Genomic DNA, 18,511 nt, shown 5'->3' on the forward strand with positions numbered 1-18,511 from the left:
AGTGTTATCCGTAGAGGTGTTGCTTTGCAATGTTTCTACGGATGTTTTATTAGGTGTAAATTTTTGTAATTTTTCAATAATTTGATAAAGAACGTGATATAAAGGTGATATAAATCAGCGGTGGTTGTTTTAACAATTCTTATATTTGGCATTCTAAAAAATTAAATTATGGACTTTATATACCAGGATCCTTATCCAATTTTAAAAGACGATACACAATACCGCAAAATTTCTTCTGATTTTGTAAAAATTGAAAAACTCGGAGACCGAGAAATTTTAACCGTTGATCCGAAAGGATTAGAATTATTGGCGCAAGAGGCATTGAAAGATGTTTCCTTTATGCTGCGTACTTCGCATTTAGAAAAATTAAGAGCCATTCTAGATGATCCAGAAGCGACAGACAATGACCGTTTTGTTGCTTATAATTTATTACAAAACGCAGTTGTAGCCATTGATGGTGAATTGCCTTCATGTCAAGACACCGGAACAGCGATTGTAATGGCCAAAAAAGGCGAAAATGTATATACAGGTGTCGATGATGCTGAATGGCTCTCAAAAGGGATTTTTAACACTTATCAGGAGCGAAATCTTCGTTATTCTCAAATTGTGCCAATAAGTATGTTTGAGGAAAAAAATTCGGGTTCGAATCTTCCGGCTCAGATTGATATTTATGCCAAAAAAGGAGCAACGTATGACTTTTTATTTTTGGCAAAAGGCGGAGGTTCTGCTAACAAAACGTATTTGTACCAACAAACAAAATCGTTGCTGAATGAAAAATCATTGGATGCTTTCATCAAAGCAAAAATAATGGATTTGGGAACTTCAGCTTGTCCGCCGTATCACTTGGCTTTGGTGATTGGAGGAACTTCGGCTGAGGCTAATCTGGCTGCGGTGAAAAAAGCTTCTGCTGGTTATTTTGATAATTTGCCAACATCTGGAAACATGGCCGGTCAGGCTTTCCGTGATTTGGAGTGGGAGAAAAGAGTACAGTTAATTTGCCAGGAAAGTCATATCGGAGCACAGTTTGGAGGTAAATATTTTACACATGATGTTCGTGTAATCCGTTTGCCACGCCACGCTGCTTCTTGCCCAGTCGGGTTGGGAGTTTCCTGTTCAGCCGACAGAAATATTAAAGGAAAAATTACCAAAGACGGAATTTTTGTGGAGCAATTGGAAGTAAACCCAAAACGGTTATTGCCAGAGACGCCACCACATTTGGAAGAAGCGGTTGAAATCGATTTGAACCAACCAATGGCTGATATTCTTAAAAAATTATCTCAATATCCAATCAAAACACGTTTGAAATTAAACGGAACTCTGATTGTAGCTCGTGATATTGCTCATGCCAAAATCAAAGAACTATTGGATGCGGGTAAACCAATGCCGGAATACTTTAAAAACCACCCAATTTATTACGCAGGCCCAGCAAAAACACCTGAAGGAATGGCTTCGGGAAGTTTTGGTCCGACTACAGCCGGAAGAATGGATGTGTATGTGGAAGAGTTCCAGAAAAATGGCGGAAGTATGGTAATGCTCGCCAAAGGAAACCGAACTAAAGATGTGATGAATGCCTGTAAAACCTACGGAGGATTCTATTTGGGGTCTATCGGTGGGCCAGCGGCAATCTTAGCCAAAGAAAATATTCTTTCGGTTGAGGTAGTTGATTTTGAGGAATTAGGTATGGAAGCCGTTCGTAAAATTACGATTAAAGATTTCCCTGCTTTTATTATTACTGATGATAAAGGGAATGATTTCTTCGCCAATTTGTAATATTCTATAGGGCAAGTTGTAAAGATTTTAACCGCAAATTCGCAAATTATTTCAAAGATTTTGGAATTAAAATTTGTGAATTTGCGGTTTCTCATTTTCAGATATTTCCATAAAAAAAAAGCAACTCGATTGAGTTGCTTTTTTTATCTGTGTTTGTTTGTCTTTTATTTTAAATCAAATCCAATAATGGTTCCAAGTCCAAATTGATAAGAAACCGCATAATCCTGAACGGCAATTGGACCATAATAACCCCAGTAAGTATCTGTACCGGCAGCGGCCCAAGTGGATATGACAGATGCCTGAAGGCTTACAGTAACTTTGGAATGTGTTTTGATTTTAACACCTCCCTTAAGTTCCCATGCAAAGTTAGTGTCGCTTCCGCCATTAGGACCTTCGGTAATAGCCATACCAAGCCCACCTCCTAAATAAGGAACTGCATTGTTTCCAGTATCAAAATAATGATTACCTCCAATTAAAATAAAATTGAATGCACCGTTTCCGTCTACTCTTTTATTGCTGTTGTATTGAAAAACGTTAGCTTCCATTGATGTGTCAAATCGTAAGTATTTAAGTTCTATAGATGACGACTTTTGAGGGAAAAATTCAAATCCTGCACCATACATAAAACCATCACCAACTTTGATATGTCCGTAATCAAAGTCCACTTTGTCTGAGAACACGTAGCTTCCATAAGCATTAAGTATAACTGATCCTCTGTCTTGAGCCATCATACCAGCTGACAATAAAAAAGCGAAAAGTAATAAACTGTATTTTTTCATAATTTCAAGGTTTGTTTGTTTCTAACAAATATAGAGAAAAAATCAAAAAGATTACTAATTGTTTGTTAATAAGTGATGATAAAGTTCCTAAAAGGTTTTAAGTATTAAGGAGTTCTGTTAACTTTAAGTTTTTATATTAAATGTAAAAAAAACAATTCTTACATTTTTTTAATCTGAATAGGTTTTCTTAATCAATTATCATTTCTGGAATTTCACCTTCAATGATTAAATCGGCCTCGGTAGAGTTTATGATTTGTTCTACAGTAACTCCGGGAGCACGCTCTAGTAGCTTAAAACCTTTTGGAGTGATTTCCAAAACGGCTAGTTCGGTCACTACTTTTTTCACACAACTTACACCGGTTAGCGGTAGCGTGCATTTTTTTAGAATTTTACTTTCTCCGGCTTTGTTAACGTGCATCATGGCAACTATAATGTTCTCTGCAGAAGCTACTAGATCCATCGCACCACCCATTCCTTTGACCATTTTTCCTGGAATTTTCCAATTGGCGATATCACCTTTTTCTGAAACTTCCATAGCGCCGAGAATGGTTAAATCGACGTGCTTTCCGCGAATCATTCCGAAGCTGGTCGTCGAGTCAAAAAAAGAAGCACCGGGCAAAGTGGTGATCGTTTGTTTTCCTGCGTTGATGATATCGGCATCTTCGTCACCTTCAAAGGGGAATGGTCCCATACCGAGTACGCCGTTTTCGCTTTGAAATTCGACGTTAATTCCTTTTGGAATATAGTTGGCCACCAAAGTCGGAATTCCGATCCCTAAATTGACAAAATAGCGGTCTTTTATTTCTTTTGCAATTCGTTTTGCGATATCTTCTTTTATTAGCATGTCTTTAAATGTGTCAATTAGTCAATTTGATAATTAGATAATTTCAAAACGCACTGTGAAGAATTATCTAATTGACAAATTATCTCATTATCTAATTATTTCTAGCTCTTACAGTGCGTTGCTCAATTCTTTTCTCGTAACGGGCTCCTTGAAAAATGCGCTGTATTAAAATCCCCGGAACATGAATTTGGTTTGGGTCCAATGTTCCTGCTTCGACGAGTTCTTCGACTTCGGCGATGGTTATTGTGGCGGCGCCGCACATGCAAGGGTTAAAGTTTCTGGCGGTTCCTTTGAAGACGAGGTTTCCTGCCGTATCGCCTTTCCAAGCTTTCACGATAGCAAAATCGGCATTGAAAGCATGTTCCATGATGTGCATTTTTCCGTTGAATTCACGGACTTCTTTACCCTCGGCGACTTCGGTTCCGTAACCGGCGGGAGTAAAAAAGGCAGGAATTCCAGCTTGTGCCGCGCGGCATCTTTCTGCCAAAGTTCCTTGTGGGATGAGGTCAACTTCTAGTTCTCCAGAAAGCATTTGGCGTTCGAATTCGGCGTTTTCTCCCACATAGGAGGAAATCATTTTTTTGATTTGTTTTTTTTGCAAAAGCAAGCCCAGTCCAAAATCATCTACTCCGGCATTATTGGAAATGCAGGTTAAGTTTTTGGTTTCTTTTTGAACCAATTCGGCGATGGAATTTTCGGGTATGCCACACAATCCAAAACCGCCGAACATGACCGTCATTCCGTTTTCGATTCCTTGAAGCGCTTCTTGTACGGTATTTACTTTTTTGTTAATCATAAATTATTTTTTGTAACTACATCGATTTCGTTTCCAATAGTAAATGTAATAAAATAAGTGGAATTATTTGAGATTGCAATGCCGGTTCGTAATTTCTCCTCTTTTGAAGAGATGTGCCCGAAGGGCGGGGTGTTTAACACGAATTGTGAAATAGCCACAAATTAAACAAATTTGAAGAATGATATTTTAACCTAAAATCTGCATTAGGATTTATTTCACAAAGAAACACGAAGAATTCGCAAAGTTCCGCGAAATTTTTAAAGTAATTTTCAATAAGCTATTTTCTCTTTTTTGCCATTAAAAAATCTGTGATAATCTGAGTACTCTACAAGAAATACAATCAATACAATTCTAATCCAGATTTTGGGTTTAATACGAATTCATTTTCCCACCCCGGCTTGCAGCCACCCCTCCAGTGGAGGGGAATACTACCGATTACATATAAAAATATCTTGTTTATTGGTTTTGCGTGAGGGATAGAAGCTAGCTACCGAAGTAGCGCGGATAGCCCGACCTCGTTGAGGAAAGGGGCTCTATAAGCGGCTTTGTATATAAGCCCCTTTTCTCAACGAGGACACGCCCCAATAATGGATATTATTATTGCTGGCGTTAAATTTTTTTTATAGTGAAAACTCTTCGGTGTCTTGTTCTGGCGTTGCGGTGCTGTCTTTTACTACAGCTGCTCTTGGTGCGTAACAATCTACTTTGATGGAGAGATTTTTAGGTCTTTCAAAATCTTCTTTGGATATCGTAAGGCCAGGGTCTCCATAGCATTTGTTCATGAAATATCCCCAAATAGGTAAGGCCATTGCGGCTCCTTGTCCGTAGGTAAGGCTTTTGAAATGCGCCGAACGGTCTTCGCATCCTACCCAAACTCCTGTTACAAGGTTTGGTACCATTCCCATGAACCAACCATCAGATTGATTTTGTGAGGTTCCTGTTTTTCCGGCAATTGGATTTTTGAACATATAGGGATATCCAGTCCAACGTTTGTCTCCGTTTCCTCCGTTTTGAGTACGCAATCTTGCTCCAGAACCGGTTTCGGTTACTCCTTCCAGTAATTTAATTACTGCAAAGGCGATGTCTTTGTTCAAAACGTCATGAGATTCGGGGATAGGTTCGTAGATAACTTCCCCGCTTTTGTTCTCGATTTTGGTCAAAAATTGTGGTTTGGTATAAACTCCTTGGTTGGCAAATGTGCTGAAAGCAGCTACCATATCTTCAACCGTAATTTCTACAGCTCCCAAAGCGATGGAAGGCTGGTTGATGATTTCGGATTTTACGCCCAGTTTATGAGTGAGTTCGATTACGGCTTCGGGGCCTACTTTGTCAATCAATTTTGCCGATACGGTATTGATGGAATTTGCCAATGCCTGTTTTAAGGTTACCATTCCGCGGTATTTGTTATCGGAGTTCCTCGGTTCCCAATCTTCGGTTACGTGGTGACGACCTTTACGAATCATGAAAGGGCCATCGAGAATCGAGTCGCAAGGCGACATGTTTAATTGTTCTATCGCGGTAGCATACACGAAAGGTTTGAAGGTAGAACCTACCTGTCTTGCGCCTTGCCCTACGTGGTCGTACTGGAAATATTTGTAATTGATTCCTCCAACCCAAACTTTTATATTACCCGTTTGTGGTTCCATCGACATTACTCCGGCTTGCAAAAAGTGTTTGTAATAACGAATGGAATCCAAAGGCGTCATGATGGTGTCTCTTTCGCCTTTCCATGTGAAAACCGTCATTTTGGTTTTTTCATTAAAAGATTTGATGATTTCCTCGTCACTTTTGTCTTGATTCTTCATTTCCTCCCATCTTTGAGAAGATTTCATGGCTTGGTTGATAATGCGTTGGGTTTCTGCCGTGGAGATGTTTACGAAAGGAGCATTTTTGTTGTCTTTGTTTTGAATAAAAAACTCTTCCTGCATATTGGCCATGTGGGCTGCAACTGCTTCTTCGGCATAAGCCTGCATTCTGGAATCGATAGTGGTATAGATTTTAAGTCCGTCTTTGTAAATATCGTAGTCGGAACCATCCGGTTTTTTGTTTTCTTCTACCCATTTCTTCATGTAATCACGAAGGTATTCTCTAAAATAAGTAGCGGTTCCTTCTCTATGACTTTCCAATTTAAAATGAAGTGTAATAGGTAAACTTTGCAATTGATGTTTTTGGTCTTCGGTAATGAGGTTTGCTTTTTCCATTTGCGAAAGCACCACATTTCGTCTGTTTCTTACACCATCAGGATTTCGCAGTGGATTATATAAACTGGAATTTTTAAACATACCTACCAAAAGTGCAGATTCGTCTACCGTTAATTCTTTTGGAGTTTTTGAAAAATAAGTTTGAGCCGCAGAACTAACACCAACGGCTGAGTTACCAAAATCATATACGTTGCAGTACATGGCGATGATTTCGTTTTTGGTGTATTGTCTTTCCAAACGAATGGCAATAATCCATTCTTTGACTTTTTGTACAATTCTGAAAGGAAGAAATTTTGACCCCTCTCCGTGGAATAATTGTTTGGCTAATTGTTGTGTTAATGTACTGGCGCCACCATTGGTTCCTAGGGTAAATATGGCTCTTAAAGTTCCCCTGCCATCGATGCCTGAATGCTCGTAAAAACGGGCATCTTCGGTGGCAACAAGTGCCTGAACCAAATTTTTTGGTAAATCAGAATATTTTAAAGCCGAACGGTTTTGTTTAAAATATTTTCCGAGAACAACACCGTCTGAAGAGATGACTTCGGTGGCAAGATTGGAATCCGGATTTTCCAAATCTTCAAACGAAGGCATGGAACCGAATAAACCCCATGAGGCAAAAAGGAAAAATAAAGCAATTCCGCCCAATCCATAAAAGAAAATTTTCCAAAACTGTCTGGAATAATATTTAATATCTTTTTCGATACCTTTTGTCTGATTGTTACTTTTTTTAATAGCCATAATCGTGTTTTAATCTTTTTTTTCTATTCTAAAACCAACTTCGGTAATTCCATCTAAATAGTTAACTCCCGGTACTTTTCCGTTTTCTCTTACTGCTTGTTTGATATGAACTTTGTATTTTCCTCTAAAACGCACATTTTCTTTGTAATAGAGTTTACTTTCCTTAATATCAGTAAAGCCATTACCCAATAATGTTCCGTCGTGTTCGGCCATTTGGTATTCTAATGTATCTACTTTGGTGAAACCATTTGGAGTTTCCAACGACACAATCAGGAAGATATTGTTGTATTTGTAATTGTTGTTGTCTCTTAAATTTACAAACAAATCGTATCTTTTTGTAGAATCCAAAACAGGCAAATTAAAAGTAACGATACTGTCTTTGTGCCAAGCGCTTCCAACAGATTTATATTCGTCAAAAACCCTTTTTTTATCACATGAAAAAAAGAGCACTGCCACCAAAAGCAGTAAAAGACTATTCTTTATTCTCATTTTTTTTAATAATTATGGGTTTTCTTGGTTGTTCTTGGTTGTTTTCGGCAGAAGCCGGACGATTATTGTTGTTTTTTCTGCGATTGTTTTTCTTACGGTTTTTGTTGCCATTGTTGCCATTCGGATTTTCCTTTGGTGGATTTTCCTTAGTCGAATTCTCTTTGGTAGCAACGCTTGTGCTTGCATTACTGCCTTGAGGATTGTTTTTTTGGATAGCTGGTGCCGGTTTGTTTGCATTGTTTGGAACAATGGTTTTTTCGGCTGAAGGCTTAGCTTTTTTATTTGGTTTTTTCTTTCTTTTTGGTTGGTCAAAACGCGTTAAGCTTTCTTGTCCCATTGCGTTATTGAAATTTTGTTCCGGTTCGGCAACGACTTCAACAGCATAGTCTTCCAGTGAGGAAACTTTGTTTTTTAGTTTATTTTCGGCAACAATTTCCTTTACCTGATCAATTTTAAGAACGTGCCAATTGGCAAAATTATTAGTATAGGCAAACCACATTAATCCTTTAAAAATGTCTTGTTTTTGGCAAACGGCATCTCCTTTTTCGGTAATTAATTTGGTGTCAAACTCAGGGAAATCTTTTAAGGCATCCATGTAAGTGTCCAATTCGTAATTCAGACAGCATTTCAATTTACCACATTGGCCAGCCAATTTTTGAGGATTTAAAGACAATTGTTGGTAACGTGCCGCCGAAGTGTTTACGCTTCTAAAATCGGTTAGCCAAGTAGAACAACACAATTCTCTTCCACAAGAACCGATTCCGCCCAAACGTGCGGCTTCTTGACGAAAACCTACTTGTTTCATCTCGACTCTTGTGCTGAATTCTTTGGCAAAATCTTTGATCAAAAGCCTAAAGTCGACTCTGTCATTTGCCGTGTAATAAAAAGTGGCTTTGGAACCATCTCCTTGAAATTCGATATCCGAAATCTTCATTTCCAGTTTTTGAGCAATCGCCAATTCGCGAGCACGAACCTTCATAGGTTCTTCTCTATTTCGGGCTGCGGTCCAAATATCGATGTCTTTTTGTGTCGCTTTTCGATAGATTTTTGGAACTTCATTACTCGAAGAATTGACTCCTTTTTTCTTCATTTGAATTTTTACCAATTCTCCTGTAAGTGTCACAATTCCAATATCGTGTCCAGGTGAAGCGACAGTTGCCACTATATCACCCATACTCAAAGTTAAATTTTCGCTATTGCGGTAAAATTCTTTTCTACCGTTTTTGAAACGAACTTCGACACAGTCAAAAGGAGCTTCGCCATTAGGTAAACTCATATTTGAAAGCCAATCAAAAACCGTTAATTTATTGCAGCTATCGGTGCCGCAAGTCCCATTATTTTTACAACCCTTAGGTGCGCCACCATCAGAAGTTGAACAACTTGTACATGCCATAATGCTATATGTAGTATTGCAAAAAATGCAATTTAAGTTCGTATTAGGTTTAATGGGTAAAGATACTATTTTTTTGGTTTATGCAACAAGGACAATGAAATCCAAAAAATGATAAATTTATATTAAACAAAAATCTAGCTTATAAAATGAAAAGGATTGGGATTCTATATCAAAAAAATATAAGGTTTTTACCTTTCAGAAAAGTATCAAATTGAAAGGCATCGTTGAAAGCATCAGCAAAATATTTGTGGTTTTTTCATCGGCAGTATTGGGATACATCAAGCCCAAAACGGGTTTGTTATTATAAATTTTTAATGTCATAATTTCCTGACCGCTGATTTCAATATCTATTTGGTTTCCTGCTTTGCTGTTTTCAATAACAAAAGGCAATTTGTTGAGTTCCCCTTCGAGTACAAATGGATTTGGATATTTATTTTGTTCCGATGAGGGATTATTCCAAAACTCAGGCATCTTACTAATGGTGGATTCATTTTTACCATCCCAGTATTGTGAAAAATGATTTTTGGAACTGAATCGATTTCCCTTAGTAATTTTAAAATGCGCGATAGTATCTTTTTCACGAATCAAATAGTAAAGTTGTTTGGGTTCAAAAATGCGAGTTACACTTTTGTTCCCATTGAGATGGTTATTGTATGTTTTAGTTCCATCAGCATCTCTCGATGTTTCCCTTTCTTTCTCTTGCCGGGTTTCTTCGATAAAAGGGATTTCGCAAAAATAATGAGCGTTATCGTTCGTGTCTGTAAAACTGAATTTAGTAATATACCTCATTGCTCTTATTTTATCGGAGCTTATGCCTGTTGAGGAAGTCAGTACGGTATTGAATAAATTGTTGCCAAAATTATTTACGCGTTTAGTTTTTCGGGTTTTACTGTTTTGAACAATCCATTCTTGTTTGAGCTGAATGAGTTCAATAACGGAATCGTTTTTTGAGACAAAGTTTAGTTTTTTGGCTTTCGCCAAAGTCTTATCGGTATCCAAAAATAAACAGGCAGGGGTTACATCCAGTTTTAATTCACTTTGAGAAGCAGGAGCAAATAATGTTTGAACAGCTTTATCAAAAGCCTGAAGAAAAGAATCGGTAAATGCAGGAAGTTTTTGCAACAGAATTTGCCCGGCAGGAACTGCTGTACGCTTCATTTCGACCATCATTTCATTTGAAAATATCGAAGATCCATTGTTTCCATCAACAATCGATACTTTGAATTGTAAAAAATACGGCGCATAATCCAGACTTTCAAAAGGGGGGTATGTGTTAAAAAACAAATTGCTTTTGTCGGTTATGGGATAAGGGCCACGATCAATTACCTGAAGAAACAGATGCCAATTTCCGGGTGTTCCTTTTTTTAATTCGGTTTTAAATTTTGGAGACTTATTATTGCGTGAGATTTCTTTGAAATCCCATTTAGGATTTGAAACAACTGTGTTCCAGCGATTGTTTATTGCCGTCAAAATACTTTGCTTCATTTTGTCGGCTATTTCGGGATTGTCGGCTAAAATAATACGGGTATTCGAAAAAGAATTGGATCCATTTTCTGTTTCTGAAATAGAAGAATTATAAGTATACTCCATTTTTTCCACCTGAATGGCCTGTTTTTCGGCCGATTGGGAAAACAATTCAAAAGGGATTAAACACAACCAAAAAATGGCAAATGATTTGACAGTTTTTGTGGTATTGAAGTAGTTTTTTAATGTTTTGATCATTGATGTTGAACAGCTTGTTTAATCAAAGATACAATTTTATTAAATCGCTCACAATCTGTATATCACTATACCTTAGTGACTTGGTATAAAAAGGGGAGGCTTTTAATTTAAAAATCTCCCTTTTTTTCTACGTTTCCTTCACCGAAATAATTTTCACCGGACAGGCTTTAGCCGCCAATTCACAACTTTCGGTTATGCTGTGGTCGGGTGATTTCAAAGTGTAAAAACCTTTGGCATTTACGCTTTTAATCAACACCGATTTTCCGTCTTTTTTTGACATTTGAAATTGAACGGGCGCCATTTCGACGCAATAGTTGCACCCAATGCATTTGTCCCTTTGGAGTGTTACAATAACCATTAGGCTTCCACGATTTTATATAATTTGTCGGACATGCGGATTCTGAAAGGCAGTTTGAAAGTACAGTCGTCACCTTTAGTTGCCTTACTGACTGATTGGTCATTCACATACATTTCTTCGATAACCATTTCCTGCGCACCGGTACTTGGGCCTGTTACCAAAAGTTTATCACCAATTTTGATGTCATAAGCCTCTATTTTGAATTGCCCAATTTCCGCTTTTGGAAAAAAATGCGTTCCTTTTCCAACATACACTTTCTTTTGTGTCGCCACCGAACCCGAAACGTCGCTCCATTCTCCCAATTCCTGACCTAAGTAATAGCCTGCCCAAAAACCACGATTGTAAACTGTATTTAACGCTTCCATCCAAACTGTCACTTTTTCTTTGGTAAAAGTTTCCTCGTAATAACTGTCAATGGCTTCACGATAGGTTTTGATTACGGTTGCTACATATTCGGGAGCACGTCCTCTACCTTCGATTTTCAAAACCTGAATGCCCGAATCAATCACCTGATCCAGAAAATCCATCGTGCATAAATCTTTTGGAGACATCATGTATTCGTTGTCCAATTCGATTTCAAATCCGGTTTCCTGATCGATTACGGTGTATTTTTTACGGCAATTTTGCTTGCACGCACCTCGGTTTGCCGATGAATTATGCGAATGTAAACTCAAATAGCATTTTCCCGAAACCGCCATGCACAAAGCGCCATGCCCAAAGATTTCGATTTCTACTAATTTGCCGTTCGGCCCTTTGATTTGTTCTTTTTCGATTTGCTCGGTGATTTTTTTCACTTGGCGCAAACTCAATTCTCTACTTAAAACCATTGTATCGGCAAAAAGGCTGTAGAATTTGATTGTTTCAATATTGGTAACATTCAATTGTGTCGAAATATGCACTTCCATCCCAATTCCTCTTGCCATCGCAATGACTGCTTGGTCAGAGGCAATTACTGCTGTGATATTGGCTTCTTTGGCTTTGTTTAATAATGTTTTTACCATCGATAAATCATGGTCGTAAATGATAGTGTTCAGCGTCAAATAACTTCTCACGTTTTTGGCTTCGCAACGACGGGCGATTTCCGGTAAATCATCCATGGTAAAATTAACCGTGGCACGGGCACGCATGTTCAATTGCTCTACTCCGAAATATACTGAATCGGCACCATTATCTAATCCTGCTTGTAATGACTCAAAGTTCCCTGCTGGAGCCATTAATTCTATTTTGTTTGTTGTTGTCATGTAAGTATAATTTTTGACACAGATTCTGCGAATTAATCTGCGCTCTCTGCGTGCAATATTTTTTTCACGCAGATTTAGCTGATTTGGCTGATTTCAAAAATGAATCTGTGCTAATCTGTGCAATCTGTGTTTTAATTTATTCTAAAATCTTATAAATTTTATCCGATAATCTAATTCTGAAAGGCACTTCAAAAGTGACTTTATCGCCAATCTTTGCAGTTGCAGTTTCAGTGCCGTTTACAATCAGTTTGTCTAGAACCAATTCCTGATTTCCGGTTGTTGGTCCAGAGATTAAAATTTTGTCACCAGCGTTCAATTCGTTATTTTCTAAAGTAAACTGTCCAATTTGCGCTTTCACATAATAATGTTCCGCTTTGCCAAGAAGCACTTTCTTTACTTTTATTTTCTGACGGATATCTGCAGGCTTTTCGCTCGTTGCCAAAGGAGTATTTGGCAGTTCACCTGAATGTTTAAATTTCAGATTTTCAGATTTTCCTTTTCTGAAAACTTTATTTCCAACCTGTTTTCCGGTTCTCAAACGAACTTGGTCAACCAAAGGCAGGTGAATAATATCAAGACATTCTGTAGAACAACAGTTTTCCATCGCGGCTTTGCATTCATCACATTGGATAAACAACAAATGACAGCCGTCGTTTTCGCAATTGGTATGATTGTCGCAAGGTTTTCCGCATTGGTGGCATTGCGATACAATATCATCGGTAATTCTTTCACCAAGGCGGTTGTCAAACACAAAGTTTTTCCCAATGAATTTGCTTTCCAGACCTTCGGCTTCAATTTGTTTGGCGTAATTAATGATTCCGCCTTCCAATTGAAAAACATTTTTAAAACCTTGGTGTTTAAAATAAGCGCTCGCTTTCTCGCAACGAATACCTCCGGTGCAGTACATTACCAGATTTTTGTCTTCTTTGTGGTTTTGAAGCTGTTCGTTAATGATTGGCAAACTCTCTCTGAAAGTTTCTACATCAGGCGTAATAGCGCCTTTAAAATGGCCCACTTCGCTTTCGTAGTGATTTCTAAAATCAACCACAATCGTGTTTGGGTCGTCCAGAATTTCGTTGAATTCCTTAGCTTTCAAGTGAACGCCTATATCGGTAACATCAAAAGTGTCGTCGTTCAAACCGTCGGCAACGATTTTGTGGCGAACTTTAATGGTAAGTTTCAAAAAGGAATGATCATCATGTTCTACGGCTTCATTCAAACGGATGCCTTTCATAAAATCATAAACTTCCAGAGTTTTTCTAAAAGCTTCCAAATTTTCGGCAGGAATACTCATTTGGGCGTTAATTCCCTCGTGGGCAACGTAAATTCGGCCCAAGGCATCGAGTGCGTTCCAGGCTAAAAACAAATCGTCACGAAATTTTTTGGGATCTTGAATTTTGGCATACGCATAGAAAGACAACGTAAGTCGTTGTTTACCGGCATCATCGATCATGATGGCTCTTTCTTCTGCGCTTAAGGTGTTGTACAGTTGCATGCTATAAACAGTTTAAGTTGAGAAAAATATATGTCGATTTCTGTTTTTTAATAACGTATTCGAAATCGGGCGCAAAATTAGTGAACTTTTGCGATTTCCAAATGCGAATTAGCGGAATATTATGATTTGTGGTGGTTGCGAATGAAAAAGGGCTAAATCCAAATTGTGAGATAGGCCACGGATTTTACTGATTAAGCAGATATGAACGGATTTAATGTTTATGTAAAAATAATACCCAAAGAAGAAAGAAATTTGCGTGAATCTGCGAAATCTGCGTGCCTTTTAAAACAGTTTCGTTAATTCAAAATGTTTATGCAAAATATAATCTGTGAAAATCTGTAAAATCCGTGTCATCTGTGGCCTATCTCACAATTTGATTATTCTGCACGGCACGAACCACCAAATCATCCACCGAAACAGTACGGCTAATGTGTCCCAGAAGGGCTTCCAGATTTTCGGCTCGCAGGCTGTCGCGAACTTCAGAACGGGCTTCGGCAATTTGAAGTGTAATATGTCTGGCTTTTAAATCAAAAAAAAGATGTTTCAAAAATCGGGCTCCGGCAATATCGATGTGGGGTGAGGAGTTAAGATCCAAAATTACTGTTTTCAGGGTGTCGGCTTCGCTGTAGATTTTTTCCCAAATCCGCTCTTTGATGTATTCTGCATTAAAATAAAATATTGACGACTCCACGCGAACAAGTAATATACCTTCAATTTTTTCATTATCAGGATGTCTTTCCATATCGGTGTAGCGTTTAGTTCCTGGGATTCTTCCCAAGAATGCCACATTGGGTTTTGAGGCCGCTTTTATCAGTAACAGCAAAGTTACCATCGCTGCGAGCAAAACACCGGTCAATATTCCCCAAATGAGAACAGCCACAAGTGCAATTAAGGCAACTCCAAATTCCTGTTTGTTAATCTTATAAAGGTGTTTAAGTTCTTTTAGATCAAAAAGCCCTCTTATGGCAACGAGGACAATAGAGGCCAAAATCACGGTCGGTAAATTTTGAAGATAACCTGTCAGAAACAACAAACACACCGCGATTGTTGCCGATGCAAACACAAGAGATAATGGGGTTTTTGCACCAGCAGTATCATTCACCGCAGATTGTGATAATCCGCCGGCAACGGGGTAGCCTTGCCCAAAAGCTATGGCTGCATTTGCAACTCCAAGAGCGAGAAGTTCCTGTTGGGGATCAATAATGTAGCCATTTTTTTGTGCCAATGTTCTTCCCGCCGAAACGCTTTCGATATATGATAGTAAAAAGCAAGCCATGGCTAGTGGCATTACGCCATCTACATCCCTAATTCGGAGTGAGGGCAAGTGAAATTCCGGTAAACCCGTTGGTATAGTGCCAACAGTATTGAATCCGTCATGTCCCAATGAAGTTGTCGAAATAAGGATTATCGATACAACGACTATCAAAATGGCAACGGGACGTCCCGGTGCTATTTTTTCGCCCACAATGAGAATGATTATTGCGGCTACGCCAAAAATGAAAACCGCAGTATTCATGTCAAGAAGTTGGTGGAGAAGGGTGATAATTCGATCAATAAAATTATCACCGCCACCATTTACACCAAATAATTTGGGTAATTGAGTCAAACCAATGGTTATTGCAGCACCCGCCTTGAAACCAACCAAAACGGTTTCGCTTATAAAATTGATAATTCCGCTCAATCGTAAGAGATAAGCAAGTATTGCCATCCCAGCAAAAACCAAGGCCGTTAGAGAGGCAATATCGGCCCAACGCTGTACGTCGCCGTTGGCCATTTCGGCAATGGTGGTTCCAACCAATAAAGAAATTGCCGATGTTGGGCCTATCGCGAGTTGCTTGCTTGTTCCCAATAAAGCATAAAACAAACCACCGATAAGGTAGCCATAGATTCCGTATTGAGGAGGCAATCCGGCAAGAGAAGCGTAGGCCATAGATACCGGAATCCCATAGGCGGCTAGTGTTATTCCTGCTACAAAGTCTTTTTTTAAGGTTTTGACGTTGTATTTTTTAATCCATTCCGTAGGTGGAAAAAGTTTAAAATTCATAGTGCAAATTTTAAATAAAGGGTATTAGTCGTCAAGGAAAACACATTAATTTTGAAATGACCGCAAATTCGCAAATTAATTTTTAATAGACCTGAATTTTGTAACTTCTGAGAAATTAATTTGAGTTAATTCTGCTGAAGTAGCTAATTTACAATAGAATTTGATATTAAAATTTGCGAATTTGCGGTAAAAATCAATTCATGCGTTTGACCTACATTAGTCTTCTTCTTCTAACGCTTTTTTGACAGCATTTAGTTCGGCAATTTTTTCATCATTCACTTTTGGGTATTCCAAATCCAATTCTTCAAGAGCCGTAATAATTGCCGATGCGATGGCAATGCGCGCATAGGATTTGTTGTCGGCAGGAATCACAAACCATGGCGATTTTTTGGTCGAGGTGTTTTTTATTAAGTCCTGATAGGCGTTCATATAGTCATCCCAATAACCTCGTTCTTTGGCATCTGTGGCACTGAATTTCCAGTTTTTATCAGGGTCGTCCACACGTTCTATAAATCGTTTCTTTTGTTCTTTTTTGGAAACATTGAGAAAAAACTTGAGAACAATAGTTCCGTTTCGGTTCAAGTATTTTTCAAAGTTTCTAATGTCCTGGAATCGCTCATCCCAAATATCTTTGGTAACCAATTCTTTTGGAAGTTTTTGGCCTTTTAAAATTTGTTCGTGTACTCTTACGACTAATACTTCTTCATAATAGGAACGATTGAATATCCCGATACGTCCCCTTTCAGGCAAATGTTTTTGGCATCGCCACAAAAAATCATGGTCTAAATCTTCGGAACTGGGCGCTTTGAAAGAAAAAACCTGACATCCTTGTGGATTTACTCCCGACATTACATGCTTGATTGCTCCATCTTTTCCTGCGGCATCCATTGCTTGAAAAATGAGTAGCACCGACCATTTGTCCTGAGCATACAATACATCCTGCAAGGAAGACAATGCATCGACACCCATCTGTAGGGTTTGATTCACTAATGGTTTTCCCTCTTCACCCAAATTGAAACTGGCTTTGGTCTCATAATCTTTAAGTTTGAAACCGTCTCCATCTCCAACGCAATATTGTTTGGAAAACTTTTTTGCTCTTTGGATTAATTCTTTTTTGCTTAAAGAAGATAGGTCAACAAGGATTTCCTCAAAATCATTCGACTCTTCTTTTTTTTTGTTTGATTTAGACATGATCTTAAAATTTAAAGTTGCTAAAAAGGTGATACAGATAAATGAAGTTTTTCCTATTGTTAGGGTGAAGTGAAAACAACCCACTAATTTAATAAAAAAATAGGAACCCGGATTGTTTTAACAAAATAATGATTGATGGATTTGAGTTCATATGTATAAAAGATAATGAATTTTTAATTTTTTTACCAAATAAGGTAAATTATTCATTAGTTTTTTGTAATTTCCTGTTACTGAAAAATATAAATCAGTATTTTTGTTTATACTAATTTTAATAATAATTTTATGAATACGCTGAAAAAGATTAAAATATTATTTGTTGTTTTAGTTCTCCCCCAATTTTATATCTCTTGTAAAAAAGATGCAGCGCCAGAAGCCAAACCATTGGAGATTTCGGTTGTAAAAGTGTTGCAGCAGGATGTCCGGCTCGAATCGGAGTTTACAGGGCAAACTTTTGGACAATCAGATATCGAAATTAACCCAAGGGTTGATGGCGTTATCGAAAGCCTCAACTTCAAGGAGGGAAGCATGGTGACCAAAGGTCAGGTGTTATACACGATTGATCCGTTGCCATTACAGGCAAAAATGCACGAAGCCGAAGGGGATTTGGCTGAGGTACAGGCTCGAGTGGCCAAAACAAAATCTGATTATGATATGATGGTGCCCTTGGCCAAGATGAACGCTGTCAGTCAAAGAGAATTAATAGCGGCTAAATCAGCGTATAATGCGGCTACTGCTTCTTTACAAGCGGCAAATGCCAATCTGACAAATTCAAAAATAGAATTAGGATATAGTACAATTGTCGCCCCAATTTCGGGATTGATAGGGATATCCAAAGTTCGGGTTGGGGATTATGTTCGTCCGGGCGCCGCTTCCGTTCTAAATACAGTTTCAGATTTAGGAGATGTAAGAGTTCGATTTACAATGAGCGAACAGGAATACCTTCGAATTTTTAGAGAAATATCCAAGAAAGATTCCAGTCTGAAAGGAGCCGGAAAAGCAATTTCATTAATTTTATCAGATGGGTCGGTTTATCCAGAACAAGGAAAAATAAGTTTTGCCGACAGACAAATAGACCCAACAACTGGTGCCGTAACCTTTGAAGCAGCATTTGCAAATCCAGACCGATTAATTCGTCCCGGGCAATATGTGAAAATTAACGTTGTTACCGATGTTCGCAAAAATGCATTACTAATCCCGCAGCGTTCTGTTATTGAAATGCAGGGAATTTATCAGGTTTTCGTCTTAGGAAATGATAATAAAGTCGAGATGAAAATGATTCAAGTTGGTTCGTCTTATAAAGATTCGTATATAGTTACCGATGGGCTAACGGCAAACGATAAAGTTGCTATGGGCGGAACTTCCTTATTGAAAAGCGGAAGCGTTGTAACTCCCAAAATTAAAGACTGGGCTCCAGGAAAAGCAGAAAACTAATCAGTGCTAATAAATAATT

At 38.2% G+C, this 18,511-nt stretch carries 14 protein-coding genes; 2 read left to right on the plus strand and 12 right to left on the minus strand.

The genetic code is table 11. The features are described 5' to 3' along the window. Positions 1-168: 168 nt before the first annotated feature. Entirely contained in the window at positions 169-1,770 is a 1,602-nt protein-coding gene (locus EM308_RS04465; RefSeq protein WP_035632826.1) for a fumarate hydratase, read from the plus strand. A gap of 164 nt (positions 1,771-1,934) precedes the next feature. On the opposite strand, the gene EM308_RS04470 is transcribed toward EM308_RS04465, so the two are convergent. The 12 genes from EM308_RS04470 to EM308_RS04525 form a co-directional block, all read right to left on the minus strand. Further along, complete coding sequence (locus tag EM308_RS04470; protein WP_035632828.1) at positions 1,935-2,549, minus strand: outer membrane beta-barrel protein; 615 nt, start codon at positions 2,547-2,549, stop codon at positions 1,935-1,937. A gap of 187 nt (positions 2,550-2,736) precedes the next feature. Beyond that, positions 2,737-3,393, minus strand: a complete 657-nt coding sequence (locus tag EM308_RS04475) for a CoA transferase subunit B (protein WP_035632830.1) — start codon at positions 3,391-3,393, stop codon at positions 2,737-2,739. Between the two features lie 91 nt (positions 3,394-3,484). Beyond that, positions 3,485-4,189 carry a CoA transferase subunit A gene (locus EM308_RS04480; protein ID WP_035632833.1) on the minus strand — a complete coding sequence of 235 codons (705 nt, stop codon included), beginning with the start codon at positions 4,187-4,189 and terminating at the stop codon, positions 3,485-3,487. A gap of 620 nt (positions 4,190-4,809) precedes the next feature. Further along, on the minus strand, positions 4,810-7,128 hold the full coding sequence (locus tag EM308_RS04485; protein WP_035632837.1) for a penicillin-binding protein 1A: 2,319 nt from the start codon (positions 7,126-7,128) through the stop codon (positions 4,810-4,812). A 9-nt stretch (positions 7,129-7,137) separates the two neighbouring features. Continuing rightward, the gene (locus EM308_RS04490) at positions 7,138-7,617 is read right to left on the minus strand and encodes a gliding motility lipoprotein GldH (RefSeq protein ID WP_035632839.1); all 480 of its coding nucleotides are present in this window, start codon (positions 7,615-7,617) and stop codon (positions 7,138-7,140) included. Continuing rightward, the gene (locus tag EM308_RS04495) at positions 7,601-9,010 is read right to left on the minus strand and encodes a PSP1 domain-containing protein (protein WP_035632842.1); all 1,410 of its coding nucleotides are present in this window, start codon (positions 9,008-9,010) and stop codon (positions 7,601-7,603) included. The genes EM308_RS04490 and EM308_RS04495 overlap by 17 nt, the downstream gene beginning before the upstream one ends. A gap of 195 nt (positions 9,011-9,205) precedes the next feature. Next, positions 9,206-10,732, minus strand: coding sequence for a hypothetical protein (locus tag EM308_RS04500; RefSeq protein ID WP_035632843.1), 1,527 nt, complete (start codon positions 10,730-10,732; stop codon positions 9,206-9,208). A 127-nt stretch (positions 10,733-10,859) separates the two neighbouring features. Continuing rightward, positions 10,860-11,090 (minus strand): ferredoxin, encoded by a 231-nt coding sequence (locus tag EM308_RS04505; RefSeq protein WP_035632846.1) that lies wholly within the window; start codon positions 11,088-11,090, stop codon positions 10,860-10,862. Next, positions 11,090-12,331: a peptidase U32 family protein gene (locus tag EM308_RS04510; protein WP_035632849.1), complete on the minus strand. Its 1,242-nt coding sequence runs from the start codon at positions 12,329-12,331 to the stop codon at positions 11,090-11,092. Before EM308_RS04510 ends, EM308_RS04505 begins: the two co-directional genes overlap by 1 nt. Before the next feature lie 136 nt (positions 12,332-12,467). Then, positions 12,468-13,826 (minus strand): oxygen-dependent tRNA uridine(34) hydroxylase TrhO, encoded by a 1,359-nt coding sequence (gene trhO, locus EM308_RS04515; RefSeq protein WP_035632852.1) that lies wholly within the window; start codon positions 13,824-13,826, stop codon positions 12,468-12,470. Positions 13,827-14,187: 361 nt separating this feature from the next. Beyond that, entirely contained in the window at positions 14,188-15,870 is a 1,683-nt protein-coding gene (locus tag EM308_RS04520) for a SulP family inorganic anion transporter (RefSeq protein WP_051877589.1), read from the minus strand. A 216-nt stretch (positions 15,871-16,086) separates the two neighbouring features. Next, complete coding sequence (locus EM308_RS04525; protein WP_081907207.1) at positions 16,087-17,061, minus strand: polyphosphate kinase 2 family protein; 975 nt, start codon at positions 17,059-17,061, stop codon at positions 16,087-16,089. A gap of 282 nt (positions 17,062-17,343) precedes the next feature. On the opposite strand from EM308_RS04525, the gene EM308_RS04530 reads away from it, so the two are divergent. After that, positions 17,344-18,492 carry an efflux RND transporter periplasmic adaptor subunit gene (locus EM308_RS04530; RefSeq protein WP_051877590.1) on the plus strand — a complete coding sequence of 383 codons (1,149 nt, stop codon included), beginning with the start codon at positions 17,344-17,346 and terminating at the stop codon, positions 18,490-18,492. Positions 18,493-18,511: the final 19 nt, after the last annotated feature.

It is taken from the genome of Flavobacterium gilvum, assembly GCF_001761465.1.
Taxonomy (GTDB): Bacteria; Bacteroidota; Bacteroidia; order Flavobacteriales; family Flavobacteriaceae; genus Flavobacterium; species Flavobacterium gilvum.

What these genes read in the sequence shown, in the direction of transcription:
- EM308_RS04520 (WP_051877589.1), bottom strand. Translation starts at nt 15,870, where the DNA reads ATGAATTTTAAACTTTTTCCACCTACGGAATGGATTAAAAAATACAAC.
- EM308_RS04485 (WP_035632837.1), bottom strand. Translation starts at nt 7,128, where the DNA reads ATGGCTATTAAAAAAAGTAACAATCAGACAAAAGGTATCGAAAAAGAT.
- EM308_RS04490 (WP_035632839.1), bottom strand. Translation starts at nt 7,617, where the DNA reads ATGAGAATAAAGAATAGTCTTTTACTGCTTTTGGTGGCAGTGCTCTTT.
- EM308_RS04510 (WP_035632849.1), bottom strand. Translation starts at nt 12,331, where the DNA reads ATGACAACAACAAACAAAATAGAATTAATGGCTCCAGCAGGGAACTTT.
- EM308_RS04500 (WP_035632843.1), bottom strand. Translation starts at nt 10,732, where the DNA reads ATGATCAAAACATTAAAAAACTACTTCAATACCACAAAAACTGTCAAA.
- EM308_RS04505 (WP_035632846.1), bottom strand. Translation starts at nt 11,090, where the DNA reads ATGGTTATTGTAACACTCCAAAGGGACAAATGCATTGGGTGCAACTAT.
- EM308_RS04525 (WP_081907207.1), bottom strand. Translation starts at nt 17,061, where the DNA reads ATGTCTAAATCAAACAAAAAAAAAGAAGAGTCGAATGATTTTGAGGAA.
- EM308_RS04480 (WP_035632833.1), bottom strand. Translation starts at nt 4,189, where the DNA reads ATGATTAACAAAAAAGTAAATACCGTACAAGAAGCGCTTCAAGGAATC.
- EM308_RS04465 (WP_035632826.1), top strand. Translation starts at nt 169, where the DNA reads ATGGACTTTATATACCAGGATCCTTATCCAATTTTAAAAGACGATACA.
- trhO (WP_035632852.1), bottom strand. Translation starts at nt 13,826, where the DNA reads ATGCAACTGTACAACACCTTAAGCGCAGAAGAAAGAGCCATCATGATC.
- EM308_RS04530 (WP_051877590.1), top strand. Translation starts at nt 17,344, where the DNA reads ATGAATACGCTGAAAAAGATTAAAATATTATTTGTTGTTTTAGTTCTC.
- EM308_RS04495 (WP_035632842.1), bottom strand. Translation starts at nt 9,010, where the DNA reads ATGGCATGTACAAGTTGTTCAACTTCTGATGGTGGCGCACCTAAGGGT.
- EM308_RS04475 (WP_035632830.1), bottom strand. Translation starts at nt 3,393, where the DNA reads ATGCTAATAAAAGAAGATATCGCAAAACGAATTGCAAAAGAAATAAAA.
- EM308_RS04470 (WP_035632828.1), bottom strand. Translation starts at nt 2,549, where the DNA reads ATGAAAAAATACAGTTTATTACTTTTCGCTTTTTTATTGTCAGCTGGT.